Origin of the sequence: Sphingobacteruim zhuxiongii, from assembly GCF_009557615.1 — a bacterium.
Lineage (GTDB): Bacteria > Bacteroidota > Bacteroidia > Sphingobacteriales > Sphingobacteriaceae > Sphingobacterium > Sphingobacterium zhuxiongii.
Window position 1 is genome coordinate 4,280,783 of sequence record NZ_CP045652.1, and the last position, 25,104, is coordinate 4,305,886.

Below are 25,104 nucleotides of genomic sequence, written 5' to 3' on the forward strand. Positions count from 1 at the left end.
AACATATAATGGAAAATCAGATCGAAAACTCTAACGGAATCAACGCAAAAGGAATTATCTTATTAGTTGGTGTTGTATTAGCTGCAATTACTGCTTGGGTTGCAACAGGTACTTTTCTTGGCGTAATAAAAGGTACAGTTGCTGGGTTAATCTTCGCTATTATCTTTATCTCGGTTATATTACCGTTCAAAAAGCATGACAGATAGGGGACTCCCCCCTTTCGTACGAAACTGGAGACAATTCTATTGGATTATTGTACTCTGGCTTTTCGTATGTATTGTCCTCATGTATTTTTTCACTAGATATTTTGGATGAGTAATATCGATTGGATAGTACTCATCCTCACCTTGCTTTCTATCGTACTTTACGGACTTTATAAAAGCAAGAACGTCAAGAATATTGACGGCTACATCCTTGGTGACCGCTCACTACCCTGGTATACTGTAGGTCTTTCTGTCATGGCGACGCAAGCCAGTGCAATTACCTTTCTTTCTGCTCCTGGTCTAGCTTATACCTCCGGAATGAGCTTCGTTCAATTCTATTTCGGATTGCCACTTGCCATGATTGTGCTTTGCGTCACTTTCGTCCCTATCTTTCATAAACTGAAGGTATATACTGCCTATGAGTTTCTTGAAAAACGATTTGATGTAAAAACAAGGGTATTAACCGCCATCCTCTTCCTTATTCAGCGAGGAATATCAACAGGGATCACAATTTTTGCGCCCGCAATTATCCTATCAACGATCCTACATATAGACTTAACCATAACAACACTCTCCATAGGTGCGCTTCTATTAATATACACTGTTTACGGAGGCGTAAAAGCGGTTTCTTACACCCAATTATTGCAGATGTCTATCATATTTGGTGGATTATTACTTGCTGGAATACTCGTTGTACACTTATTGCCCGCTCATATTGGATTTTCAGAAGCACTTCATATTGCCGGAAAATCAGGAAAAACAAATGCAATTGACTTCACCCTAGATTTCGAGAATCAATATACTGTCTGGACAGGACTAATCGGAGGTTTCTTCCTACAGCTTTCTTATTTCGGCACAGACCAAAGTCAGGTTGGGCGTTATCTTACTGGCTCCTCTATTCGAGATAGCAGGTTAGGCTTGCTCATGAATGGCCTTTTAAAGGTGCCTATGCAGTTTGCTATTCTTTTGATAGGTGTACTTGTCTTTGCCTACTATCAATACCATACACCGCCTCTATTCTTCAATGAGAGCGAGACAATAAAGTTAGAGCAAAGTATATATAAAGAAGATTACAAAAACATCTTAGCACAACATGAGCTACTCAGCACGGAGAAAAAGCTTGTTGTCGACGAATTGACTGACGCTTTAGCAAAGAATGAAGAGGGAAAGATCGATGGAATACGAGAAAAACTTGGAGGATACAATACGCAGGAAAAGGAACTTAGGGCAAACCTAGTCGACCTGATGAAGAAGAACGATAGCTCCGCAGAAACAAACGATAATAATTATATCTTTTTAAAATTCGTTACTGACGTGTTCCCTAAAGGCTTGATTGGCTTACTAATTGCAATTATTTTTCTTGCTTCAATGGGTGCAACCGCCAGTGCCATAAACTCGCTTTCATCCACAACTGTTATCGATATCTATAAACGTTTTGTGAGGAAAGATGCCAATGAAACACATTATTTAAATGCATCACGCCTTGCTACTGCGTTCTGGGGGCTTTTTACGATCGGCATAGCCTTGTATTCTAGCAAATTGGGAAATCTACTCGAAGCGGTCAATATCCTAGGCTCGCTTTTTTATGGAACCATTCTCGGAATTTTCCTTGTCGCTTTCTATATTAAACGCATTGGAGGAAAGGCCGTATTTCTCGCCGCCATTATCACAGAAATAATTGTTTTTGGAATCTGGAGATTAGATGTCGTTGCGTTCCTTTGGTTGAATTTGATTGGATGTGTACTTTTAATACTTATCGCCTTCGTATTACAGAATCTTGTAGGAAAAAAGAAGGACACGCCGCCACTTCCACAGTAATCATTTTTGAAAGTCTCCTAATAATACTTTCTATACAAATCGTATAATATTGCTTTATCGCGGTCTGTTAACACGCCAGTTAAATCCGTTCGCACATACTTCTTTTTAAAAGCTCGAATAACTGCTTCTGGATTCTTCATGTCGTACCCCATCAACTTCAACGCATCATAAGGGTTAAAAGTCACGGGAGCAGGCATTAAATATGATTCATTATACCATATTCCAAAACCTCTAGCAGCTAATTTGTCCCAAGGGAAAAGAACATTTGGATCGTCTTTGCGTCCAGGCGCGAAATCGCTGTGCCCAATGAAGTTTAATTGCGGAATGCTATATCTGTTCTTCAAGGTATCCAATAAGGTCATGAGCGCGCTAATTTGGGCCTCGGGGAAAGCATCAAACCCATTATTATCAAGCTCGATCCCAATTGACACAGAATTCATGTCGGAAATTTGTCCCCATTTACCACGTCCAGCATGCCATCCTCGCATATAATCATTCAACATTTGTACAACACGGCCATCACGACCAATTACATAATGACTACTGACCTTTGTATGGGGAAGCTGGAACGTACGAATTGTTTGCGCAGTGCTATTTTGTGAAGTATGATGAATCATCACATACGAAGGTTTTCTCCAGTCATAGTGAATTGCTTGCGCAAAATCATATTCTTTATGTATTCCAGTATTAAATAGCAACCTCGCCTGTTCATCAGAACTTAAAGCAATATTGGAATCAATCGTATTTTTCTGGGAGGATTGCTGATTAATCTGTTTATTCAACGATACTGTATCCTTTTGAACTACAGTATTCTCAACAACATCGGAGGGTTTTATGACAACAGTTTGCGGATTCTGTAGGACGGTAGTTTTCTTGGTTGTCGAACACGAAACCAAGAAAACTAAACCCAACCCTACAATCCAAAACCTTTTAATCTTTAACATTCAATCTATTTTGGTAAGTTTAGAAGCAAACCTACTGCCAAAGCTTGATTCCACTGTACGGCTCCATCCATCGCAGAGTCATAAAGCACTGTACCACTTAAAGATACATTAATTAAAGAAGTTACTTTTGCAGAGAAGGTAGCGTCCAAACGGTGCGCTGGATCATTCATATCTTCGTAGTCTGCGAATAAGTTGTAACGCGCTTTCAGGTTTAAATTTTTCGTTAAATTACGGTCTAAATTTGCGGTCAACTGGAACGCGAGTTCATTGCTAAAGTTTTTATCTTCTTCTACACCATATCGTTCACCAGTTCCTTTATTGTGATCGGAAGAATTAAAATACTCCCCATAACGCTGAAAGTAAGCATTTGCTGAACGAGGTTTAATTCTTTCATCAAGGATAACTGTTTGACGTGCGGTACCTGTACCAAATCGTAGAGAGAAGGTATTGTCCGGCTTATATTCCAAACCCAGTGATTCTGTAAAGTAACCAGGAGACATAAATGCCGAAACTACGCCTGTGATGGTATCTTGACCTTCGCTACCCTTTCCATAGGTATAACGGCTATCAAATTGCGATTCAAACGTAAATGAGGTATAGACCGCCCAGCTCTTAGATAATTTATATGAAAGCTTATTATCCCAGAAAACACGGTCATTATTTGGTTTTGCCAATTGACCTTCATTTCTAATCTTACCGTATTTGAGATCAATCTCCGTGGTGAAGTTGAAGTTATTCTTTGTATAGTCCGACTTGTGCCAAATCAATCCAACGATTGCCCAAGAGTTAATCCCTCCTAATTTCCAGTTTTCAGAAAATGCCGCTTGATTGAAATTGACTCCAACCTTACTCCAGTGCTTCCAATAATTAACTTCTAAATCCAACTTGGGAATCGGGACATTAATGTTTTTCACATTGAGGGCCTTCCCCTCCTTCTTTTCATTGATTGAGCTATCTGGTCTAACGCGCAAATCTTTCAAATCTTGCGCATTGGCTATCGTAAAACCTAGCATCAAAAGAAAACATGGTAATAGGTAGAATTTTATCTTCATATTATTTTTTTTGGTTAACATCCAACTTTATATCAGGCAACTCCCGCAAAGGTCGCAAATTTGGGTGTAGTTTAAATACTTCGTACTTACTTTTTATAAATTGAACCAATTGATAATGATTGGCTTTTGACACAAATTCGTAAGAGGGTCTAAATAAACGCATAAATACTTGCAACTGTTCACCTTCTAATCCTATCAAAGACCGTACTAAATCCGGCGAAAAGTAAAAATCTACGATATTCTCTTCGTGGATTCGTTCGATATGCTGTGTAAATCGTCTTGCATTTTTGGCCTCACGACTAACTAAACTATAAAGAGCATCAATACTTACCCCAGCTCCAGTAGGCCCAACCGAGAAGTAGTCTTTAGGCGCAGCAAGATCAAAGGCTTTCTTATAATCTCTTTTAATATCCTTTAGCATATCATCCGGAGAACGGCGCCCATACACTTGAATGGGATCAATCTTTTTTACTGCAGGTTTCAAAGAAACAATTAAAGCCTTTTGATTCTCAAACGTTAGTGTGTCGCCAACGTACCCCAGTTTTCGAATAGATATCCTATCCCCTTCTTGAGCCTGAATATTAAATTCACCTCGATTATCGTTAAAAAGCAAAACATTAGTATTCAGGTTTTTTATTTGGACTTCCCCTAAGCGCTGTTTCGACTCGCCATCATATACAATACCAGCAACTGCCGTTTGCGCGTACAGCTTACTGTTCCAAGTCAATAAAATCAGAAAAAATATTGCTATTAGGTTTTTCATCCTAACTTCAAAACTACGTCTTAGAAGAATAGGTTGCTAATTTTTAACATCTTTTAATGAGGCATGTAACTATTTTGATACGACTAGAAGCTGACCCACATAAACGCTATCGCTTGTTAAGCCATTGGTTTCCTTCAAAAGGGCAACCGTCGTTTGGAATCTACTTGCAATATTGGTTAACGTATCTGATGCTTTAACCTCATAGATCTGCATAGCTACTGGTTTCTTGATCTCTTCTTTCTGCACAGCTGGTTCAGCGATCGTTTTCTCTTCAATAATTTCCTCGACACGCTCCGCTCGAGCAATAACCTCTACTGGTCGTTCAGCTACATCATATTGTTGTAGGTTGTAACGTTCAATTAAATCGATTAATAGTTCGGGATAACGTGGATTTGTTGCGTACCCAGCCTGTTTCAGTCCACGTGCCCAACCTTTATAATCATCTTTCTTTAATGTAAAAAGACCTTCATATCGCTTTCTAAGTAGAAATTGGGAGTGATCTTTAAATGACTGTTCGGGGTCGTTATAAACACGAAAACAATCATTAACCGCATCATCCGGTCGAGTAACCGATTTGCCAGACCAAGTGCCGCCACATTTAATGCCGAAATGGTTATTAGCATTTACAGCTAAATAGGAATTTCCATTCCCTGATTCCAATAATGCTTGTGCGAGTTTAATACTAGCCGGAATGCCATATCGATTCATTTCCTCGATGGCAATACCTTTATATCGGTCGATATAAGCTAGTCCTGATGTAGATGTTGCTGGCTTCTTGTTGGGATTTCCAACTTGATTAGTCCCCTGTGTCGTCCCTCTATTAGAATTAGGTTTCTGGAGGACCGTAGAACGTTTCGTTCCACATGAAACAAAAAATATGGCCAATATTAAACTGGCCAACATTAATCTCTTTATCATTTTGTTCCGTACGATTAATTCAGATTTATCTTCTCGTCGTATTTCTCTAAGTTATATCTATCTATGGTAGAAATTACCTTACGAGTCCAATCTCCAGTTTCAGAATAGCCAGATCTAGCTATACCTTTAACCCAAGCTTTGTAATCATCGGATTCATGCTTCTCGAATAAAGGTTTCGTTGCCTTTCTTCTTTGCAACAGTCCGACGAAATCACGATAAGAGTCCAAAACGGAACCATAGCCTTTATAAGCAGAGCGAATCTTCGTACTACTGTTTTTCCCCTTTATCCCAAAATGGTTATTAAGGTACTTAGCAATACGACTATTCCCGTACGCACTTTCATGAATGGCAACAGCTAATATAACTGATGCTGGAACCCCTGTTTCTCGCATTAGACGTTGCGCAGATGTACTGTGCTTCTCTATATACGATCTTGTTGTGTAGTCTTGCGCATGCAAGCTTAAAGTTGTAATTACGGTAAGTATACATACCATAAAAATCTTTCTACAATGTTTTAGCATAAACTTCTGTTTAGTTTAACACTACTTCTTGCGTAGCACAAAAAGCCCGTCACGTATTGGTAGAATTAATTTTTCTACCCTATTATCACTCGCCAGTGTTTTATTTAATTCTATTACTTGTTTTGTCTGACTATCCGGCTTATCATCAAAAACCTTGCCTTTCCATAAGACATTGTCTAATAATATTAATCCTCCGGTCCTCACACGATCAATAAGCTCTTGAAAATAATATAAGTTACGCTTTTTGTCAGCGTCTATAAATATCAAGTCAAATTGTCCCTCAATCGTTTGAATTACGTCTGCTGCGTCTCCTATATGATACTTAATTTGAGAAGCGAAATCGGATTCGTCGAAATAACTTTGAACCCTATCCTGCTGTTCTTCATTTATATCAATTGTATGAAGAACGCCCCCTTCATTTAATCCCTCCGCCAAACAAACTGTTGCATATCCTGTAAATGTTCCAATCTCAAGTGCTAGTTTCGGCTGAACCAATTTACTCAGCATTGCTAACACCCTTCCTTGGTAATGTCCAGACAACATATGCGGCATAGTCTCCCGAAGAAATGTCTCTCGATTGATCTTTTTTAACAATGCATTTTCTTCGTCGGTAGTATCTTCCAAATAGGAATTTAAACGTTCAAATTCTTCAAACATACCGAGCAAAGGTAAAACTTTAGTTTATATAAAACAATTGTTTTTTATTTAATCAGCTGTATATCAACACTTTTACTGGTAACGAAGCAATAAAAAAACCGCCTTTAATGCGGTTTTAATGATGTTTTATATTTTCTGATATTAGTCTAGAGAGGCTGTTATTAGACGTAAAAATTCCGATCGTGTGACGTCATTTTGGAATGCACCTGTAAATGCAGAAGTCGTCGTAACCGAGTTTTGCTTTTGCACGCCACGCATGGCCATACACATATGCTTACATTCAATAACCACTGCAACACCTGCTGGTTTTAAGGTATCCTGTATACAATCCCGAATCTCGTTCGTTAAGCGCTCTTGAACCTGTAATCTACGTGCAAATACATCTACGACACGAGGGATTTTACTCAATCCAACGATATGTCCATTCGGAATGTAGGCAATATGCGCTTTTCCAAAGAAAGGTAACATATGGTGCTCGCACATTGAATACACTTCAATATCCTTAACAACGACCATCTGACTATACTCTTCTTCAAACATTGCTCCTCTCAATACTTCCGCCGCATCGATATCATAACCGTGAGTCAAAAACTGTAAAGCCTTCGCAACGCGTTCTGGTGTTTTAATAAGACCTTCGCGACTTGGATCTTCACCAAGCGCGTCTAATATATCTTTGTAGTGGCTCGCGATGCGTTCCACATGTTTTTCATTGTATTGATCTATTTTGATATAGCCGTCTTGTTCTGCTTCGTCAAAATCGTGCATATAGTTTATCTTCTAGGTATGTGAATTATTCGCCGAAATATTCGACCGAGTTATTTTCTGTTTCATGCAAACGAATAGCATGTAAGATAACATTCTCCTTAGCGAAGCATGGTTTTAGTATATGGAATATTTCCATGGCAATTACTTCAGTGGAAGCCATCTTACCTTTCATAAATTCCACATCCAAATTGATATTCTTATGATCCACTATATCGATAATCTCCGTATTAATGATCTCCTTCATTACTTTAAGGTCAATTAAGAAACCTGTTTCAGGATTAATTTCACCTTTAACTGTAACAAACAAATCGTAATTGTGGCCATGCCAGTTCGGATTTGAACAAATTCCGAAAACACGCTCGTTTTCTTCAGCTGTCCAGTCTTCTCTATGTAATTTATGAGCGGCGTTAAATCGTTCGCGTCGTGTTATATAAATCATAAGACAAAGATAACGTAATTTAATGTAAATTAGCGAGCATCCATTTAGACATATGAAAATTCTAATCGTCGCTGCAACAGAGTTCGAAATCGCGAAATCCATCCCTACCTTAAATGATTATCAGATTGAATATCTGATTACTGGGGTTGGTATGACGGCTACAGCGTTTGCTTTAGGAACAAGACTAGCATCAGAAACATACGATTTACTACTAAATGTTGGAATCGCAGGTACTTTCGATAGATCTCAACCCCTAGGTACCCTTGTTAAAGTTATTCAGGATTCTATATTTGAATTGGGAGCCGAAGACCACGAGGAATTCATACCCATAGAGAAACTTGGCTTTGGTCAATCCAGCTTTTATGAACAACTTCCCGATATCACATTGAAAAGCACTTACACGCGTCTGCAAAGCGTTCCTGGAATTACCGTAAATAAAGTACACGGAAATAAAAATACAATAGAATTCCTTCGCACCATCTTCGTACCTGATACCATTGAAACGATGGAAGGGGCGGCGTTTTTCTATGCCGCATCACAATTGAATACTCCTGCAATTCAAGTTCGCGCCCTATCGAATTATGTAGAGGCGAGAGATACTGAGAACTGGAAGATTTCAAAAGCCGTGGAAGAATTAAATGCGTGGCTTGTTGAATTTATTAAGGAACATCAGTCATAATATTGTGATTATTTCCATTAAACCAGTGCTATGCATCGAAAATAGTGCAGCGGTTCGTACGGATTATTGAGAAAATATAGTATTTTTGCATATCTTAAAAAGACACTATTCCTAACACTGATGAGAGAAATACAATTCAGAGAAGCCCTTCGCGAAGCAATGAGCGAAGAGATGCGTAAAGATGAAACAATTTTTATAATGGGCGAGGAAGTCGCTGAATATAACGGTGCTTACAAAGTAAGTCAAGGTATGCTTGATGAATTTGGCGCTAAACGTGTTATCGACACACCTATCGCTGAACTTGGCTTTGCGGGTATTGGTGTTGGTGCTGCTATGAACGGTTTAAAACCAGTTGTTGAATTTATGACATTCAACTTCTCCTTAGTTGCTATCGACCAAATTATCAATGCTGCTGCAAAGATTCGCCAAATGAGTGGTGGTCAATTCAGCTGTCCAATCGTATTTAGAGGCCCTACAGGAAACGCTGGGCAATTAGCCGCACAGCACTCACAAAACTTTGAAAACTGGTTTGCAAACACACCAGGTTTGAAAGTTGTAATTCCTTCAAACCCTTACGACGCTAAAGGTCTTTTAAAATCGGCTATTATTGATCCAGATCCAGTAATATTCATGGAGTCTGAGGTTATGTACGGTGATAAAGGTCCAGTACCTGAAGAAGAGTACTATTTACCAATCGGAAAAGCAAACTTAGTAAAAGAAGGTACAGACGTTACTATTGTTTCATTCGGTAAAATGGTTCCACGTGTTGTTATTCCTGCAGTTGAGGAATTAGCTAAAGAAGGAATCAATGCAGAGTTAATTGACTTACGTTCTGTTCGTCCAATTGATTTCCCTGCAATTCTTGAATCTGTTAAGAAAACAAATCGCTTAGTAATTGTTGAAGAGGCATGGCCAATCGCTTCTATCTCTTCTGAGATTACTTTCCACGTACAAAAACATGCGTTCGACTATTTAGACGCACCTGTTACTCGTGTTACTTCTGCAGATGTACCTCTTGGTTATGCTCCAACCCTTGTTGAGGCAACTCTTCCAAGTATCGCTAAAGTAGTAAAAGCAGTAAAGGAAGTTTCTTACGTTAAGAAATAAGCCTAAAAGCTATTAAAATATTAAAAGCTACCTATATAGGTAGCTTTTTTTTATGTCTTTTTAAATGGGTTTTATATCGATTGATCAGTCCCTTCGATAATCCCGACATAATAAAAATCTGGTGGAAACAATCTGGTGTCAACGCCCCTCAATTTCCTTATTTTTTATGTACTTTAGTATAAATAAAAATACACTCAACTAACGAAAACTTACCACACAGAAAATAAGCCATGAAAAAACTATTCGTATTATTTCTACTTTCATCTGCCACTTATTACACGCAAGCACAAGAAGTTGAATTTAAAATTAACGTGCCATTAAACAAGGCCTATCAGCAAATATCGGTTATAAAAACTGATGTCGAAGGAGAACAAAGCCTAATTATGGACATGAATATAAAAGGAACCATTTCTGGAACAAAAAAAGAAGCAGGAAACTATTTCTTCGAATCGATTACTGACGCGATAAGGATGGATATGGACGCCGGAATGATGACCATGTCATACGACTCTGAGAATCCTTCAGATGATGAAATGAGCAAGATGCTTGGCGCGGAATTAGGCAAACTTGTTGGCAAGAAAACCCTAATGACCATGAGCGATAAGGGAAAATTACTCAAACTAAAAATGCCAGAAGGGGTTTCTGAACAAGCATCTGGTTCTATGGAATCAATGGGGATGACAGCAAGCTACCCAGATCGCGCGGTTAAACCGGGTGATACATGGGATTCCGAAGCCACAACGGATAAGGTTGTTGTAAAATCCTCAAATAAGTATGTGGAGAAAAATGCTGATGGCTATATCATCGAGTCTACTGGAGACGTCTTAAGTCTAGATGGTCAAAAAGTAGGAACGTTTGTTTCAACCTATACACTTGATGCGGATACGCACTTCACAAAAAAAGCAATTATGAAAATGAATATGGATGCTGAAGGTCAGAAAGTATCTATGGATTACAACATTACAGTTAGTCCAAAAAACTAAAGCATTAAAAAAGCCCGATAGTTTTACTATCGGGCTTTTTTAATTTCAGTTATGCTTAAGATTAAGCGTTGATTTCAGATTTATATTGATCTGCTGACAATAACGCGTCAACATCTGCTGCATTGTTCAATTTCACACGAACAATCCATCCGTCACCGTAAGGGTCCGAATTTACTAATTCAGGTGAAGCATCAATAGCGTCGTTTACTTCTAAGATTGTAGCTGTAACTGGGATAAATAAGTCAGAAACAGTTTTAACCGCTTCGATAGTACCGAATACTTCATTTGCTGCTACTTCTTCACCAACTGTATTGATATCTACGAATACAATGTCGCCTAATTCGCGTTGTGCGAAGTCTGTAATACCGATAACAGCCTCATCACCTTCTACACGAATCCATTCGTGATCTTTGGTGTATTTTAATTCAGAAGGAAAATTCATCTTTTTAATTTTTGTATTCCCCAAAAATAGGATTAAGAAAGGAGATTACAAATTTAAATGTATTTTTATCGTATGAATAAGAGTATCGTTAAACTGGCGAAAATTGCAGAAAAAAGAGACCGTTTAATTATCGGTTTGATGTCCGGAACTTCTTTGGATGGACTGGATATTGCCTTATGCAGAATTTCTGGTTCTGGTACAGAAAGCACGCTTTCGCTAATTCACTTCACGACGATGCCTTATGAAGATCTATTTCGACAACAGATAAGAAAAATCTTCGCTAAAAGACAAATAGACCATCAAATTCTATGCGGTTTGAATGCCTATGTCGCGGAGGTGCATAGCCAGCTTATCCTGGAAACACTAAAAGATTGGAATATCGATCCTACACAGATTGATGTTATCGCGAGTCATGGCCAAACCGTGTTTCACGCTCCACAATCACTTACAGGAGACGTAAGTCTTCCAAATTCTACCCTGCAGATTGGAGATGGGGATCACTTCGCCGTAAGAACAGGTATCATCACCATTAGTGACTTTCGGCAGAAACACCTTGCTGCCGGCGGTGAGGGCGCTCCATTAGCGGCCTATGGGGACTATTTATTATTTAGTAGCGAAGAGGAACATCGAATTTTATTAAACATCGGAGGGATTTCCAATTTCACCTTTCTACCCCGTGTTGGAACCAACCTGAAAGCCTATGCAACAGATTTAGGGCCCGGTAACACAATGATGAACCAGTATATGTTTGCTCATTATGGCGAAGAAATGGATAAAGATGCTGCAGTTGCAGCGTCAGGTCGCGTTAGCTCAGAACTATTAAGTCGGTTGAAAAGTCATCCTTTCCTAAAAATTGACTTTCCTAAAACTACAGGGCCGGAGCTTTTCAATTTAGATTATCTCAATGCCTGTCTTGAAAGCGTGAGTATAACTGAACAATTATATGAGGCCGATGTGATGGCAACCCTAAACAGCTTTTCTGCACAAACTATTGTTGAGGGAATTAAACGAGCAATAGCAGGACTAGAAAAAACAAAAATATATGTGAGTGGTGGTGGACTACATAATCCGATGTTAATGGAACAGTTGGTCGCCGCATTTCCTGGGGCTGTAGCCTCCTTTCAGGAACTTGGATTAGACCCAGATGCTAAGGAAGCCTGTCTATTTGCTGTTTTAGCGAACGAAACACTCTGTGGAGACCCTAAAAATGTTATCAATATAAAAGATTCTCCTGCAGTCTGCATGGGTAAAATAAGCCTACCTTATTGATCTAACGCCGTATGGATAAATTGCTTGAATGGAATCATGGAGGCATAGGTCTCGATAACCTTGTCTAAGGCCTTTGTGGACTCCATTTCTTTTCGGCTAAGGTTCTTCGACAAGATAAAGCTTCTATTTTTTAATATTTCTATATTTTCGTTATCAACAGTATACCCTGCAGGTGGACGCGATAGCCTATCCTCACTCGACATGTTTTCGGCGTTCCAGCCGCCCTTTTCTAACGCCGTAAACAAATCCTTAGCGTTGTAGTCTATCTCTTGTCTAATTGCTTCTAAATGCTGTTTCTCGGGACGCCAATATCCTACGGCAAGAAACGTGTCTTCTGGTGCAACATGAATATAATACTCTGGTCCGGCTAACTTTCTTCCATCAACGGAAATACCGGCCGCAAACCAAGATTTATAAGGGTCCTTATTTTTCGAAAATCGAACATCTCTGTAAATTCGAAACAGGCATTTTTTAGCTGAAATATCCGTATGAATATGCGGGTCTAAATCCGCTAATCGGAGAATAATTGCCTCGATGAATTCAAGAACGTTTTGATGGGCTTGGTCATACTCATTCTTATGTTCTTGAAACCATTCTCTATTGTTGTTTTCTCTTAAACTTAATAAGAAATCAAAGGTACTCTTCTCGATTTTCATCTGTTTTTAGATAAATAGTAATAGTAAATATACGAGTGGGGCAGCAATTAAAAGGCCATCAAACCGATCTAAAAAGCCACCATGACCCGGCAAAATCTGTCCAGAATCCTTAATGCCTAAACTACGTTTTAACATAGATTCCACAAGATCACCTAAAGTGCCAAATACACCGATAACTAAGGCAACACTTCCCCATTCCATCTTGGTAAGAGATCCAAAGTATTGTTGTAGGTTCAGCGCAATTAATACTGCTAAAGCAACACCTCCTATAAACCCTTCCCATGTTTTATTGGGACTGATGCGTTCAAATAGTTTCGTTTTTCCAAAGGCACGTCCAGATAGATAAGCGCCAGTATCATTTGCCCAAAGAATAATTAAGAAGCCTAACGGTATATAGGGATTAAATTTTCCATGAATGAAACCTAACGCGATAAAGAATATAAAAGGAATGGTGCCGTAACAAATCCCAAGTAGTGTATAAGCAATATCATTGAAGGGTTTTTCTCTTTTAAGAAAAAGTGAAGCAATAAAGATAGAAGAGAATAATGGCAATACTAGGGCTAGGTATTTCACATCAATTAAGCCCAAGAAATAGAGGGAAGCCAACACTGAGAGCACCCCAGCGGTCAATAATCCAAGTCCAAATAAGGGCTTTGTTTCTTCTGATTTACAAATTACAAAAAACTCTCTAGCTGCAAAAACAGCAATCAAACTAAAAAAAGCGACAAATACATAGGCATTTAACAAGGTCGCTAAGACTAGTGCAATAACAAAAAATAATCCAGTAATAGCTCTAGTTTTCATTACTTATTTCGTCCTCATCATTAAAACTATCAATTAAGGCTGTTGCCTCTAGCGTATGTTCATTATCCACATAAAGCTCTAATACACCAAAGTGGTATGAAGAGTCTTGCTTATTTAACACCACCGCTGGAATATTATTTTCAACCAACATTTGTTTTACAATCTCTGCCTGTAGCTGGTTTGTAAAAACTTTCACTTTAGTCCAGTTCGAATTCATTTAATCTATTTACTTCTTTTGACTTTTTATAAAAATAATACCCGATAAGCAGTGTAATGATAAAGCTGCTCAGGTAAATTATTGGAGAGTATATTTCCACGCTTTGCAGATCCTCATAAGTCTTTCCTTGCTTATGGAAAAAATACGCGATAATTGTCACGGAGGCATTATTTACAAAGTGTGCAAACACGGGGACCCATATATTCTTTGTCCAAACAAACGCATAACCGAAGATTAAGCCAAGGATCATTCGAGGAAAAAAACCAAAGAATTGGACGTGTATCGCTGAAAATATAATGGCAGTAATCCAAATAGCAGCGTGCTGGTTGTCAAATATTCTATAACATATAGTTTGAAGCGCGCCACGGAAGAAAAACTCCTCGACAACAGCTGGAATTATAGCCATTACGACAATATTTGTGAGCAACAAACTTAAACTATCAACCATCACTAAGTTCTTTGTCAAATCGGCCATTGCGTCTTCTTGAGTACGCATCCAGGTTTCCGCTGATTTAAAGCTTTCAGGCAGGCTCATCTCCATATTCCAACGACTAATTAACTCCATAATAGGACTTGCCGCTAATAAAAAGAGGAAACTTAAGCCAATAAACAGGCCTATTTGTACATTTCTTGCGGGAAAATAATCGATTTGATGTCTTTCAATCCTTTGCAATAACATCGCCGGGAACAAAAATGTTCCGAGACTACTACTTGCAAGCAATAGGTAGAGTAAACCACGATTTGATGTGGCTAAGATCACAGGATTAGACAAACTACTGAGGTCCAGTTTTCCTGATAACCATGCAAAAAGTACGATCACGATAATTTGAGAGGCAAGTGCTCCCACGAAGGTAAATCCCAAGAGTGTCACAAGGGATAACCAGGGCGAATTAGGTCTGTCTGTATTCATCGTTATAATACCTTAGATGATACAGCCTTCCGGTCCACAAGTAGAATCTCCGTCTTGATCATTTAGTAATTGTATTTCTGGGTTTTTATCTTTCCACTCTTTAAAACTCTTTTGTAAAACCTCAACAAAGGAATCCACCGGTTGGGCACCTGATATGGCGTATTTCCTATCAAATAGAAAGAATGGAACACCTCGAATACCAATCTGCCTCGATTCTTGAATATCTTGCTTTACAGCGTAAGCGTATTTTTCAGAAGCCAAAGCATCTTGTATTTCTGCAGCAGTAAGCCCCAAAGATTCCCCCATAGTCTTCAATACTTGCTCATCTTCAATATTAAGGCCCGAAACAAAATGAGCTTCAAACAATCGTTCATTCATTTCCTCGGCTTTTCCCTTATCCGCAGCAAGATGTATCATGACATGGGATTTAAAAGTACTTGCCGGAATATTCGTGTCGAAATTTATTGTTAATCCTGCTTCATTTGCCATTTTAACAACATGTGAAGTCATTTCTTTTGCTTGTTCAATGGTTAAGCCTTTCGATTTACTTAACAAAGAATAAACAGTTTCTCCCGGAACATAGTTGGTTTCCGGATTCAACTGATAGCTTTTATAGACTACTTGGATTTGATTTTTGAAATCAACAGCAGCTAAAGCTTTTTCAAAATGGTGTTTCCCTATATAACAAAAGGGACACATGATGTCAGACCAAATTTCTATAACCATAATCAAAAATAATGTTTTTAATGGCATTCAACGAAAAAGCCCCGCCAAAAAGCGGGGCCATATATTAGTTTACACGGATTGGATCCGCCGGCTTTTTCAATTCATTATAAGGATATGTTTTAATCTCCTCTAATAAAAGCTGTACTGTCCGCTCCAACTGTGGGTCGCGACCCTCTAATAAGTCTTTAGGCATTTGTTCTACAAAAATGTCTGGGGCTACACCTTCGTTCTCAATTATGTAGTTACCTTTTAGATCAAAGACTCCAAAATTCGGAGACGTTACACTTCCACCGTCCAATAATGGTGGATAGCCAGAAATACCAACTAGGATACCCATTGTCGTCCGCCCGACTAATTTCCCTAACTTCTTAAAACGGAACATATAAGGCATCATATCACCACCAGACCCAGCGTTTTCATTGATAATCATAGCCTTAGGGCCAAAGATACCATTACCTGGTGTGGTAAAGCTCTTTCCATCACGAATTCCCCAGCCTGCAATAAGTTCTCTAGACAATAAGTCAATCACATAATCCGCTACAGAGCCACCTCCATTATTTCTTTCGTCTAATAGAAGCGCTTTCTTATCCATTTGTGAAAAGTAATAGCGATTGAATGAGGTATAGCCTTCTCTTCCTGTGTTTGGCATATACACATAGGCAATTTGACCTTGGCTCAATTCATCAACTTTCTTTCTATTTCTTTCTACCCAATGCTGTCTACGAAGAGAGATTTCATTGTTAAAAGATATTGGTCGAACAATCACATCCTTTGCTCCTGATAAGCTTGGTTTATCGTTTACTTTCAAATAGATTTGCTTCCCAACTGTATAATCAAACAAACTGTAGATGTCCATATCTGCAGTCAATTCTTTACCATTTACTGCCAGAATATACATGCCTTCGCGGATGTCGAGGCCCGGTTCTGCCAAAGGCGCTTTAAACTCGGGGTTCCAATCCATCCGGTTGTAAATCCGCTTGATCTTATACCTATTATTCTCTATAGAATAGTCGGCTCCTAATACACCTGTAGATACAGATGGCGCTGACGGCTCGTCTCCTGGCATAATATAATTATGACCAACGACCATCTCTCCCATCATTTCATTTAGTAAATATCCTAGATCTGAACGATGGTTTACATAAGGAAGAAATTTCTCGTACTTAACCTTTACAGCATTCCAATCTAGTCCATGCATGTTTTCTACATAAAAAAACTCTTTTTGCATAGCCCAGACTTCGTTAAAAATCTGCTTCCATTCTGCTGCAGGGTCAACTTGTAATTTTATGTTATCTAATTTAAGTTTACCAGATTCTCCGGCTGGTTTTTGTCCAGCGTTAACAATATAATAGCCTTGGCGTGTGCTATACAGCATTTGTTTGCCGTCAGCAGAAACTGCAAAACTGCCCACATTGTCAACAAGATTCTTTTCTTCAAGCTTGTTTAAATCCAATGCATATAAACTGCCATTACGTACGTAAAGCAACGTGTTTTCTATATTTCCATTGAATCCATATGAACCCGCTGGAATAGGAAGAGCAACAATTCGATTATTGATGTTTTCGTAATCAATCTTCACAGATTTCGCTAGCGCTTTATCTTCTACTTTCGTTTTATCAGCAGATTGCTTTTTATCTTCTTTCTTTTTATTTGTATCCTTCTCTTTTTTGGCTTCCTCTTTTGCAGGAGCATCTGCTTTCACAGTTTCTTCATCACTTTCATTCTTAAAAATAGATGGGCTATCGCTTGACAGAATAAATGCATAAGTGTTATACTCCGCACGTCGATCATATGCCGTCATGTGAAGTCCACTATTCGTCAAGCCAGTACTTGTGCTAGCATTAAATACGACATATTTCCCATCGCGAGTAAAGGTTGGCTGGCTTACTGCACTCATACCATCTGTAATCTGCTGAGATTGTTTCGTATCTAAATTATAGATGAAAATTGCATTTACTCCATTTTTTAGGTATTTGCTGTATGCAATAAGTTTTGAATCAAAAGACCAACTTGGCTGAAAAGGATTGTAAGTTCTACCGGTGTGAGATCCTAAATAATCATCTGCGACCTTAGTTAATTGCTTTGAGTCAATATCAACGTAATACAAGTTCAGGTGAGCATCGCTGAAAAACAATTTCTTGCTATCGGGCGACCAAACTGGCTGAAAATAAAACGCATCTTTACCCAACTTAATGTAAGTCGGTTCGTCCATTGCCTTTTGATCACGCAATACTAATTCATATCGTCCATTTTTATCAGAAAGGTATGAAATCCACTTACCGTTAGGTGACCAAGCAGGATAGCGTTCGTGAGAGCCTGATGAATTTGATATATTTCTAGCGTCTCCTTTCTCCTTTGGAACAGTAAAAATCTCTCCTCTAGATTCAAATAATGCTCGTTGACCTGTTGGTGATATGTTCCATCCTCGGATATCATCATTCATATTGACGTAATGAGCACGTTTGTAGACCGCGTCTGCATTTAATTGAATAGCCAAAGACTTACTTGCCTTACTAGTTAAATTCAAAACATGTATACGACCAGCTTGTTCAAACACAAGTTCATTTCCTCTACCTTGCAATGTTCTCACATCATAATCAGCGAAATTCGTCAGTTTTTCTACTTTTTTAGTTTTAACATCGTAGCTGAATACATTAACGATCTTTTCGCGATCAGAAAGGAAATAGACTTTGTCACCCAACCAAACAGGTTTTACGTCGTTACATTTGTCGCCTGGGACCACTTGTACGTCTTTCGTCTTCGTATCAAATATCCAAATAGATGGCATACCACCTCCTCTATAGCGCTTGAAAGCAACAGCATCACGTTCCGTTGGATCGGTATTCTTAATATAAGCCCAGTATCTTCCATCCGCAGATGGAGATCCTTGTGACGCTTCTGGCATCATCAAAGGTTGATCTAATGTCCCGTTTAACTTTGCTTTGTACAAGCGACTCCCCAATGAGAAATCGAACTCTCTGGCCGTTGTAAAATACACTTCATCGTTTGATATCCACCCACGCAGTACATCCGCCGAAGGGTGACTTGTAACGCGTTTAGGCTCTCCTCCATGAATAGAAATGACGTAAACATCTGTGTTCCCGTCGTAATTACCAGTAAAAGCAATCTGACTGCCGTCTGGAGAAAAAATAGGATTTCGTTCAACCGCTGGATTAACTGTTAAACGTTTTGGATGTTGTCCGTCTTTTTCAGCAATCCAGATATCCCCGCCATAAACGAATGCGACGTGCTGATCACTAATTGTTGGTTGTCTTAACAGCAGAGTCTCGTTAGCAGATTGCGCAAAACCAATCTGACTCGCCGATAGAGCAAGCACCGTTAATAGATTTCTTAGCATATATTCAATTGGTATTCAAAAAATGGGTTAAAAAATTTTCACTAATATAATCTATTTTTTGTCGCCAGAAAGTATGTCAAGCAAGTATTACAAACAAAAAAGCCGGACAATGTCCGGCTAGTATGTTTTTAAAAGAAAAGATTAACCTTCTCCGTTCGCGATTTCCTCATCAACTAATATACGACCACAATGTTCGCAGATGATGATTTTTTTACGCTGACGAATTTCAGACTGTAATTGAGGTGGAATCTTGTTATGACATCCTGAACAGCTATCACGCTCAATGAAAACAACAGCTAAACCATTACGAAATGAATTACGCAATTTGTTTGTTACTTTCAATAAACGATCTTCAATGTTCTTTTCGGCATCTTTAGCTTCATCAAGCAATTGATCTTCTTCCTTCTGAGTTTCAGAAGTAATGGTATCAAGTTCTTGCTTTTTAGCATCTAATTCTCCTTTGCTGAACTCTACATTTTTTAATGTAGCATCGTAAGCTTCTGTTTTGTTTTTAATTTCAAACTCTGCCTCACGAATTCGTTTTTCACAAACTTGAATCTCTAAGCCTTGGATTTCAATTTCTTTCGAAATTGCATCATATTCACGATTGTTTTTTACTTCATTCAGTTGCGCTTCATATTTCTTGATCGCTGTTTGCGAATCTTTGATCATATTCTTGCGCTTCACAATTGAATCCTCTAATTCGTCCAATTCGTTACGAATTTTCTCAATACGTGTATCTAGACCCGCGATATCGTCTTCTAGGTCAGCTACCTCAATTGGTAACTCGCCACGTACCTGGCGAATTTTATCGATTTGGGTTTGAACTGATTGCCAAGCCCATAATGCTTTTAGTTTTTGTTCTACGGTTTGTTCCATTAACTGTAGTATTTTATTGGATTTGTGTCTATTTCCGTCAATAGGACAGCAAAGTTAGCAAATTTTTTCCGAATTATTTCGAATAATAATTCTTGTGTAAATTGTTCACTTTCAAAATGTCCGATATCTGCTATAAGTATTTTCCCTTCAGCGTCAAAAAACTCATGGTATTTATAATCTGCTGTTATAAATATATCCGCTCCAGAGCGTATCGCATCGTTCAATAAGAACCCTCCTGCGCCACCACAGAGTGCTACTCGATTAATTTCTTTACTTAAGGTTGTCGTGTGTCGAATGACTTTAAGATCGAACCGATCTTTCAAAAGGGCTAAGAAATTTTCTTCACTCATCGGTTCAGCTAAGTTCCCGATAGCACCAGATCCTACATAAGAATGTGTGTTTTCTAAATTTATTATATGATATGCAACCTCCTCATAAGGATGAGAAGCAAACATAGCAACAAGTATTTTCCGTTCCTGTTGTACAGGGAAAATCACTTCAATCTTTGTCTCTTCTACTCGCTCTTGTTCACCTATTTGGCCTATAGTGGGATTAGCGCCTGAAAGCGGCCTAAAAGTGCCATAACCCGCAGTATTATAACTACATTGATCATAGTCGCCGATTTGCCCCGCCCCAGCCTCGAAAAGAGACGCCCTGAGCGCGTCAACATGTGTTCTTGGCACGTAGACTACTAGCTTCTTCAAAAGCCCCTCTTTGGGTCTTAATATCGCTTGATTTTCCAAACCAAGTTTATCCGCCATCATGCTGCTTACGCCACCTTGAATATTATCCAAATTCGTATGAATCGCATAAATTGCTATATCATTCTTTATGGCTTTGATAACCGTACGTTCTACATAGTTTCTGCCTGTTAACTTCTTCAATCCAGAAAAAACGATCGGATGATGGGAGATTATCAACCCACAATTTTTTGATATCGCTTCTTCTACGACCGCTTCAGTACAGTCTAAAGAAATTAAAACGCTATTTATTTCCTGTTCAGGATTTCCAACAATCAGACCTGAGTTATCATAGCTTTCTTGATAATTCAACGGAGCGATTTCCTCTAAATATTTTGTAATATCTTTAATCTTCATTGTTCGCTTGATTATTTTGCTGACTCTCTCTCCATTTGTTGTGCGCCAGCAATAAATTTCTATACTGATTAATTTTAAACCAGTACGTGATAAAATAGACAAAACTTACGATCATACCCAGCATTTTCCAAAAAACTGGAAATGGAAAGTTATAAACTAGAAAAGACCATGCATAAGTCATTCCGGCTGACATTGAAGGGTTTTCTTCGACAGGGATTTTACGATCAAAGAACTCATTATTTAAGGAATACGATAATCGTCTTGCGACCTCAAAATTCCAGTAAATATTAAAGAATGGTACTACTAGAAACCAAGCTTGATTGGGTAAAATAGCTTGATTTTCCTTTGATATCAGCTTTAGCGTGTTTTTTATAGTATTGGCGAATAAGATCCAAATGGCCAATACGAAAAGTAAAAATATAATGGCTAATTTTTGAAATTCTGCGAGTAGTTCTGGGGATATTACGTCGGGCATTTATTATTATTTACACTAATTGAATATAGTCTTTTGCATAAAGATACAAAAGATACGCGTTGAAATTATTTATTTAGTTTAGCTAATCTAACTAACCAGCTAAGATTAGGAATATACAAGGCTTTTTATGTAAATCTATGGATTGACTTTTCCACTTTTCAATAGTTTGAGTAACTATAAACTCATCTTTACTGGTAATATCACAAGCTATACATAATTTAGTTTGCGGCCGACATGTTTTAAGTAATTCAGAAAGCATTTGATTGTTTCTAAATGGAGTTTCTATAAAAATCTGTGTTCTCCTCTCCCGCTGACTTTCCTGTTCGATATCTTTTATTTTCTTTGTTCTTGCACCTTTATCGATCGGCAGATAGCCTAGAAAACAAAAATACTGTCCGTTTAATCCAGACGCCATTAAAGATAATAAGATAGAGCTCGGTCCAACTAGAGGTACAACGCGGATTCCCCTCTTATGTGCCTCAAATACGACATCGGCCCCCGGATCGGCAACCCCTGGGCATCCCGCTTCAGACATTAAACCAATATCTTCACCTCGCTGTAAAGCAGCAAACATCTCTTGATAATTTACTTTGTCTCTACTATGCTTACTGTAATCGTGTATAATCAATTGATTTTGCGGAGTACGAATACCGGCTTCCTTTAGAAACTTACGAGCTGTTTTTTCATTTTCTACGATATACTCTTTAATATGATTGATTAAATCCAAATGAAATAAAGTATAGGATACCTTTTCTGCTTGTTCAGCTAATGGTACTGGGATAAGATATAATGTTCCTTTTGACATATTTACAAACCTAGGAATTTAATAATTTATATGAGTACAATATTAAGATTAGACTTTTTCCTTTTATGTCTGCCCGAAAGAATATTATCGCAAAACAATCGATAAAATGAGCCGACTACATCTTAGTAAACAACTACTTATGTAAAATAATTGTAGAAAAACAAACAATAATCAAACCTTAAACAGAATATATTTGTCTGAATTATAAGATTTAATATATTTGACTGAAATGGCAACACAAACCACATCAGGAGTTAAAATATCGGTGGAAGCAGTTTTCCAATCGGAATATTCCAATCCCGAGAATGAACATTTCATGTTCGCCTATCGTATTACGATAGAAAACACGAGTGAGTATACGGTGCAATTAATGCGCCGTCATTGGAACATATTTGATTCTACAGGAGAAACTAAGCTGGTTGATGGTGATGGTGTCGTTGGTGAACAACCTATATTATCTCCAGGAGATATCCATCAATATGTTTCGGGATGTAATCTAAAAACAGATATTGGCTTTATGGAGGGCTATTACGAAATGATTAGACAATTTGACAATTCCGTCTTCCATGTTCACATTCCGCGCTTCAATCTTATCGCTACGTACCGTCTAAATTAAGCATAAAGGTCAATTCTCTGTCTACTTTTTAATAATAGAGAGTACTGTTATAAATATTTAATAATTTTGTGCTTGGATAATTACGTGAAAAACAACAGGTGAGTATATTAAGCACAGAACAGGTTAGCCATTCCTTCAATGACAAATGGCTATTTAACGATTTACATTTTGCTTTGCAAAAAGGTGATCGTGTTGCATTGGTAGGAATCAATGGAACTGGAAAATCTACTCTATTAAAAATATTAGCAGAAACAGTTATTCCAAACAAAGGGCGGGTAGTTAAAGAAAAAGGACTACGTATTGGTTATCTCCCACAAGACCCTAATTTCTCAGACTTCAAAACAATCAATGATTTTATATATTCCGCAGAGAATGAGCAACAACAGCTGATTAAGGAATATGAATATATGATTGATAATCAAGATGTTAGCTCAAAAAAGTTTCTAGACTTAACGGATAAATTAACCGAGTTAAACGCTTGGGAATACGAGAATAACATAAAAAGTATTCTAAACCGTCTCCAAATTAAAAATTTCGAACAACATATTGATTCTTTAAGTGGTGGTCAGAAAAAGAGATTAGCATTAGCGAAACTACTGATAGACGAGCCGGATATCTATATCTTAGATGAGCCTACCAACCATTTGGATATTGAAACAATTGAATGGTTAGAGAAATTATTAACTACAGGCAGCAAAACCGTACTACTCGTTTCACATGATAGATATTTCCTAGATAACATCTGTACTGAAATTAGAGAGTTAGACAAGGGAAATATTTTTCTATACAAAGGTAAATATGCATACTTCCTAGAGAAGAAAGCAGAACGAGAGAGCAACGATATTCTAGCCGCAGATAAGGCCCGAAATCTATGGCGTAAAGAGCTAGATTGGATGCGTCGCCAACCTCAAGCTCGAGGAACAAAATCTAAAGCCAGAATCGAAGCGTTCTACGATTTAGAGGATAGATCAAAAGGACCGAGACAGAAAGATCTTGTTGAACTAAGTGTCAAAGTTTCTCGTCAAGGAGGTAAGATATTAGAGTTAGAAAATGCTGGATTTACAGTTGCAAATAAAACCATTATTAAATCCTTCTCCTATACATTTAAGAAAGGAGATCGAATAGGATTGGCTGGAAAGAATGGTAGTGGTAAAACCACTTTCCTGAACTTGATAACAGCAGCCATCTCCCCTACTCAAGGAACGATTGATATTGGGGAAACAACAAAATATGGTTACTATAAGCAAGAAGGTCTACAAGCCAAACCAGAAGAAAGAGTATTAGACGTTGTTAAAAATGTTGCGGATTTCATAGAAATGAAAAATGGCGAAGTAATCACTGCTTCACAACTTTTAACGAAGTTCCTCTTCCCTCCTGAGAAACAATTTGGCTTAGTGAACAAACTTAGCGGAGGAGAACGAAAGCGATTGTTATTGATGCGTGTATTAATGGCAAATCCAAATTTTCTTATTCTCGATGAGCCATCAAATGATCTAGATATCGATACGCTTAATGTCTTAGAAGATTTTCTAGAACAGTATCCAGGTATCCTTATTCTTGTTTCCCATGATAGATATCTACTAGATAAATTAACTGATCAATTATTCATTTTCACCGGTGAAGGAGAAGTCGTTATTTACAATGGTAATTATGCAGACTTCAAATTGGAACAGGAAGAAGCTTCGAAAACTACAGAGAAGAAAATTGAAAAAGCAAAAGTTGTAGTAGAGAAAAAGCAAAAGCTAAGCTTTAAGGAGCAAAAAGAATATGAGACACTGGAAGTAGAGATCGCAGAATTAGAAGAGCAGATTTCTATACTAACAACAGACCTGTCTACAACAACCGATCACTTACTCCTTCAGCAAATAGCTGAAGATATAGAAAACAAAAAAACTTCGGTCGAGTCAAAGACAGAACGTTGGTTAACTTTAGCAGAACTAGCATAAAGTTCCACGTGAAACAAAAGAAATAAAAATAATAATATTATCGTTCCACGTGGAA

The 25,104-nt window shown here is 38.0% G+C and carries 27 protein-coding genes; 8 read left to right on the top strand and 19 right to left on the bottom strand.

Translation table 11 applies throughout. The features are described from left to right. Positions 1 to 8 precede the first annotated feature (8 nt). Both GFH32_RS18020 and GFH32_RS18025 read left to right on the top strand, forming a co-directional pair. The gene (locus GFH32_RS18020) at positions 9 to 206 is read left to right on the top strand and encodes a hypothetical protein (RefSeq protein ID WP_153512920.1); all 198 of its coding nucleotides are present in this window, start codon (positions 9 to 11) and stop codon (positions 204 to 206) included. A gap of 105 nt (positions 207 to 311) precedes the next feature. Further along, positions 312 to 2,021: a sodium:solute symporter family protein gene (locus GFH32_RS18025; protein WP_153512921.1), complete on the top strand. Its 1,710-nt coding sequence runs from the start codon at positions 312 to 314 to the stop codon at positions 2,019 to 2,021. A gap of 17 nt (positions 2,022 to 2,038) precedes the next feature. On the opposite strand, the gene GFH32_RS18030 is transcribed toward GFH32_RS18025, so the two are convergent. The 8 genes from GFH32_RS18030 to GFH32_RS18065 all read right to left on the bottom strand — a co-directional run bounded on the left by GFH32_RS18030 (position 2,039) and on the right by GFH32_RS18065 (position 8,080). Beyond that, complete coding sequence (locus tag GFH32_RS18030; protein WP_153512922.1) at positions 2,039 to 2,965, bottom strand: N-acetylmuramoyl-L-alanine amidase; 927 nt, start codon at positions 2,963 to 2,965, stop codon at positions 2,039 to 2,041. Positions 2,966 to 2,970: 5 nt separating this feature from the next. Continuing rightward, a complete protein-coding gene (locus GFH32_RS18035; protein WP_228384170.1) occupies positions 2,971 to 4,017 on the bottom strand; it encodes a DUF3078 domain-containing protein in 1,047 nt (348 codons plus the stop codon). A 1-nt stretch (position 4,018) separates the two neighbouring features. After that, a complete protein-coding gene (locus GFH32_RS18040; RefSeq protein WP_153512924.1) occupies positions 4,019 to 4,780 on the bottom strand; it encodes a hypothetical protein in 762 nt (253 codons plus the stop codon). 69 nt (positions 4,781 to 4,849) lie between these two features. Continuing rightward, complete coding sequence (locus GFH32_RS18045; RefSeq protein WP_202111239.1) at positions 4,850 to 5,698, bottom strand: glucosaminidase domain-containing protein; 849 nt, start codon at positions 5,696 to 5,698, stop codon at positions 4,850 to 4,852. A 14-nt stretch (positions 5,699 to 5,712) separates the two neighbouring features. Then, positions 5,713 to 6,192 carry a glycoside hydrolase family 73 protein gene (locus GFH32_RS18050; protein ID WP_160366850.1) on the bottom strand — a complete coding sequence of 160 codons (480 nt, stop codon included), beginning with the start codon at positions 6,190 to 6,192 and terminating at the stop codon, positions 5,713 to 5,715. A 48-nt stretch (positions 6,193 to 6,240) separates the two neighbouring features. Then, positions 6,241 to 6,876: an O-methyltransferase gene (locus GFH32_RS18055; protein ID WP_153512926.1), complete on the bottom strand. Its 636-nt coding sequence runs from the start codon at positions 6,874 to 6,876 to the stop codon at positions 6,241 to 6,243. A gap of 141 nt (positions 6,877 to 7,017) precedes the next feature. Continuing rightward, entirely contained in the window at positions 7,018 to 7,641 is a 624-nt protein-coding gene (gene folE, locus GFH32_RS18060) for a GTP cyclohydrolase I FolE (RefSeq protein ID WP_153512927.1), read from the bottom strand. A 25-nt stretch (positions 7,642 to 7,666) separates the two neighbouring features. Beyond that, a complete protein-coding gene (locus GFH32_RS18065; protein WP_153512928.1) occupies positions 7,667 to 8,080 on the bottom strand; it encodes a 6-pyruvoyl trahydropterin synthase family protein in 414 nt (137 codons plus the stop codon). A 52-nt stretch (positions 8,081 to 8,132) separates the two neighbouring features. Between GFH32_RS18065 and mqnB the strand changes: the two genes are divergently transcribed. The 3 genes from mqnB to GFH32_RS18080 all read left to right on the top strand — a co-directional run bounded on the left by mqnB (position 8,133) and on the right by GFH32_RS18080 (position 10,849). Next, complete coding sequence (gene mqnB / locus GFH32_RS18070) at positions 8,133 to 8,759, top strand: futalosine hydrolase (RefSeq protein ID WP_153512929.1); 627 nt, start codon at positions 8,133 to 8,135, stop codon at positions 8,757 to 8,759. 120 nt (positions 8,760 to 8,879) lie between these two features. Continuing rightward, on the top strand, positions 8,880 to 9,866 hold the full coding sequence (locus tag GFH32_RS18075; RefSeq protein WP_153512930.1) for a pyruvate dehydrogenase complex E1 component subunit beta: 987 nt from the start codon (positions 8,880 to 8,882) through the stop codon (positions 9,864 to 9,866). Positions 9,867 to 10,096: 230 nt separating this feature from the next. Then, positions 10,097 to 10,849 (top strand): DUF6263 family protein, encoded by a 753-nt coding sequence (locus GFH32_RS18080; protein WP_153512931.1) that lies wholly within the window; start codon positions 10,097 to 10,099, stop codon positions 10,847 to 10,849. A gap of 61 nt (positions 10,850 to 10,910) precedes the next feature. Here the strand turns inward: GFH32_RS18080 and gcvH are convergent, their stop codons facing one another. Then, a complete protein-coding gene (gene gcvH / locus GFH32_RS18085) occupies positions 10,911 to 11,291 on the bottom strand; it encodes a glycine cleavage system protein GcvH (RefSeq protein WP_153512932.1) in 381 nt (126 codons plus the stop codon). 72 nt (positions 11,292 to 11,363) lie between these two features. Between gcvH and GFH32_RS18090 the strand changes: the two genes are divergently transcribed. Beyond that, positions 11,364 to 12,560 (top strand): anhydro-N-acetylmuramic acid kinase, encoded by a 1,197-nt coding sequence (locus GFH32_RS18090; RefSeq protein ID WP_153512933.1) that lies wholly within the window; start codon positions 11,364 to 11,366, stop codon positions 12,558 to 12,560. Here GFH32_RS18090 and GFH32_RS18095 read toward each other — a convergent pair. The 10 genes from GFH32_RS18095 to GFH32_RS18140 all read right to left on the bottom strand — a co-directional run bounded on the left by GFH32_RS18095 (position 12,554) and on the right by GFH32_RS18140 (position 22,487). Then, positions 12,554 to 13,216 (bottom strand): DUF2461 domain-containing protein, encoded by a 663-nt coding sequence (locus tag GFH32_RS18095; protein WP_153512934.1) that lies wholly within the window; start codon positions 13,214 to 13,216, stop codon positions 12,554 to 12,556. The genes GFH32_RS18090 and GFH32_RS18095 overlap by 7 nt on opposite strands. A gap of 6 nt (positions 13,217 to 13,222) precedes the next feature. Beyond that, positions 13,223 to 14,020 carry a phosphatidate cytidylyltransferase gene (locus GFH32_RS18100; protein ID WP_153512935.1) on the bottom strand — a complete coding sequence of 266 codons (798 nt, stop codon included), beginning with the start codon at positions 14,018 to 14,020 and terminating at the stop codon, positions 13,223 to 13,225. Further along, complete coding sequence (locus GFH32_RS18105; protein WP_153512936.1) at positions 14,010 to 14,237, bottom strand: putative signal transducing protein; 228 nt, start codon at positions 14,235 to 14,237, stop codon at positions 14,010 to 14,012. Before GFH32_RS18105 ends, GFH32_RS18100 begins: the two co-directional genes overlap by 11 nt. Then, positions 14,218 to 15,147 (bottom strand): CPBP family intramembrane glutamic endopeptidase, encoded by a 930-nt coding sequence (locus tag GFH32_RS18110; protein ID WP_153512937.1) that lies wholly within the window; start codon positions 15,145 to 15,147, stop codon positions 14,218 to 14,220. Before GFH32_RS18110 ends, GFH32_RS18105 begins: the two co-directional genes overlap by 20 nt. A gap of 12 nt (positions 15,148 to 15,159) precedes the next feature. Further along, the gene (locus GFH32_RS18115; protein WP_153512938.1) at positions 15,160 to 15,873 is read right to left on the bottom strand and encodes a DsbA family oxidoreductase; all 714 of its coding nucleotides are present in this window, start codon (positions 15,871 to 15,873) and stop codon (positions 15,160 to 15,162) included. Positions 15,874 to 15,937: 64 nt separating this feature from the next. Next, complete coding sequence (locus tag GFH32_RS18120; RefSeq protein WP_153512939.1) at positions 15,938 to 19,231, bottom strand: S41 family peptidase; 3,294 nt, start codon at positions 19,229 to 19,231, stop codon at positions 15,938 to 15,940. Between the two features lie 141 nt (positions 19,232 to 19,372). Then, a complete protein-coding gene (locus tag GFH32_RS18125; protein ID WP_153512940.1) occupies positions 19,373 to 20,110 on the bottom strand; it encodes a zinc ribbon domain-containing protein in 738 nt (245 codons plus the stop codon). Beyond that, complete coding sequence (locus GFH32_RS18130; RefSeq protein ID WP_153512941.1) at positions 20,110 to 21,207, bottom strand: Nif3-like dinuclear metal center hexameric protein; 1,098 nt, start codon at positions 21,205 to 21,207, stop codon at positions 20,110 to 20,112. The genes GFH32_RS18125 and GFH32_RS18130 overlap by 1 nt, the downstream gene beginning before the upstream one ends. Next, positions 21,197 to 21,682: a hypothetical protein gene (locus tag GFH32_RS18135; RefSeq protein WP_153512942.1), complete on the bottom strand. Its 486-nt coding sequence runs from the start codon at positions 21,680 to 21,682 to the stop codon at positions 21,197 to 21,199. Before GFH32_RS18135 ends, GFH32_RS18130 begins: the two co-directional genes overlap by 11 nt. 91 nt (positions 21,683 to 21,773) lie before the next feature. Next, on the bottom strand, positions 21,774 to 22,487 hold the full coding sequence (locus GFH32_RS18140; RefSeq protein WP_153512943.1) for an SAM-dependent methyltransferase: 714 nt from the start codon (positions 22,485 to 22,487) through the stop codon (positions 21,774 to 21,776). A gap of 229 nt (positions 22,488 to 22,716) precedes the next feature. Between GFH32_RS18140 and apaG the strand changes: the two genes are divergently transcribed. Next, positions 22,717 to 23,103 carry a Co2+/Mg2+ efflux protein ApaG gene (apaG, locus tag GFH32_RS18145; RefSeq protein WP_153512944.1) on the top strand — a complete coding sequence of 129 codons (387 nt, stop codon included), beginning with the start codon at positions 22,717 to 22,719 and terminating at the stop codon, positions 23,101 to 23,103. Positions 23,104 to 23,201: 98 nt separating this feature from the next. Next, on the top strand, positions 23,202 to 25,049 hold the full coding sequence (locus tag GFH32_RS18150) for an ABC-F family ATP-binding cassette domain-containing protein (protein WP_153512945.1): 1,848 nt from the start codon (positions 23,202 to 23,204) through the stop codon (positions 25,047 to 25,049). The last annotated feature ends 55 nt before the right edge of the window (positions 25,050 to 25,104 follow it).